This is a genomic window from Adlercreutzia aquisgranensis, from assembly GCF_943193145.1.
Lineage (GTDB): Bacteria > Actinomycetota > Coriobacteriia > Coriobacteriales > Eggerthellaceae > Xiamenia > Xiamenia aquisgranensis.
The window spans coordinates 1-1,562 of record NZ_CALPDA010000025.1 but is presented as its reverse complement, the minus strand read 5'-3'; the positions used below and the strand labels follow the sequence as shown (position 1 = coordinate 1,562).

Genomic DNA, 1,562 nt, shown 5'->3' with positions numbered 1-1,562 from the left:
CCCATTACAGTCTGAATCGTAGTTGGTCCGACCGTTTAAGTCCCCTGCCCGGACAGTCGGATTACGATTGACATATGTCCCGAGGGACTGCCGATCGGGCGCCCGCGGACGGCCTTCTGCCCCTGCCCCCCGAGGGCCCGGGGGGTGTTGCCGACGCGGGCGCCGCTGCTTCTGACGACTGATAGGAAACTGCCGGGCCCCTCCGTCCAAAGAGCGCCACGGCCAAGTAATGTGGGTGTCGCGCGAGGCAGCATTCCGATCGACCGACGATTGGAAGGATACCACCATGCCGACCGAAGCCGCCACCCGCGCAGCCGTCATAGGGCTCGACGTCGGGAAGTTCTCCCATTGGGCATGCCGCGTGAACGGGCGCGGCGAGGTGCTGGAGAGCGGGCCCGTGGCCAACACCGAGCGCGACCTGGACGAGCTGTTCGGCAGGGTCGATGCCGGGACGCTGGTCGTCGTCGACCAGGTCCGCAACATCGGGTCCCTCGCGATATCGAGGGCCAGGCTCGCCGGCCTGCCGGTCGCCTATCTGCCCGGGATCGCCGCCCACGGCGCGGCCAAGCTGTTCGCGGGCGACGCGAAGACCGACGAGCGGGACGCCGCCGTCATCGCCAAGACGGCCCTCGGCATCCCGGACTCGCTCCTGCCCGTGCCCAGACGCGACGGGAGGCTCGAGGCCGCAAGGTCGATGGCGGCGCAGAGGAGCCACATGGTCGCCTGCTCCACCCGCGACAAGAACAGGCTCCGGAGCCTCCTCCTGGAAAGCTGCCCGGCGTTCGAGGCGCTGACCGACCTGGCGGACCCCCATTGGCTGAAGATGATGGAGGCCCTGGGGGGTCCCTGGGGCATCGTCGATGCGGGGAAGGCGTCCGTCGGGGCCGTGACCCGGGGCGCGGACAGGTCGCGCATAGACGCGGCAATCGCAGCGGCGGCGTCGTCGACGCGGCCGTCGGAGTACCAGGTCATGGCGGAGAACCCGCAGGTGAGGATGCTCGCCGGGCGCATCAGGGAGTCCGCGGGGGAGGCGGCCAGGCTCGATGCCGAGATAGCCGCGCTGCTCGCCGAGGACGGAACGTACGCGTGCCTGCTGACCGTCCCGGGAATCGGCCCCAGAACCGCATCCGAGCTGGTGATCGGCATAGACATCGACGACTTCCCCGACCACGACCACCTCGCGTCCTACTGCGGGATCGCGCCCAGGAACCGGCAATCGGGCAAGTCGATATCGTCGGTCAGCTCGTCGCGCCAGGGGAACAAGCGGCTGAAGAACCTGCTCATCTTCTCCTGCAACTCGCTCACCCGCAGCAAGGGCCGGTTCGGCGACTACTACCGCAGCTGCAGGGATCGCGGCATGTGCCACGGGGAGGCCCTGAAGGCCGTCGCCAGGAAGAGATTGAAGGTGATTTACGCGATCATGAGGGACAAGGTCCCGTACTCGGCCTAGCAAGCCGGCTCCCCATAGAAAAGCGCAGGGCCCTTGGGCCCCGCGCTAGCATTGCCTTCTTGGCGAAAATCAATCCAGGAAATCAGTTGACAAAACTATAGGAACACCCCCC

Annotated in this window: 1 protein-coding gene; it reads left to right on the top strand. The window is 67.3% G+C overall.

Features of this window, described 5'->3' with window-relative positions; genetic code table 11:
* Positions 1 to 286: 286 nt before the first annotated feature.
* Positions 287 to 1,450, top strand: a complete 1,164-nt coding sequence (locus tag NFR41_RS10415) for an IS110 family RNA-guided transposase (RefSeq protein WP_251231796.1) — start codon at positions 287 to 289, stop codon at positions 1,448 to 1,450.
* Positions 1,451 to 1,562: the final 112 nt, after the last annotated feature.

Bases quoted from the DNA above. Each gene is read 5' to 3' on its own strand.
- NFR41_RS10415 (WP_251231796.1), top strand. From the start codon at position 287: ATGCCGACCGAAGCCGCCACCCGCGCAGCCGTCATAGGGCTCGACGTC.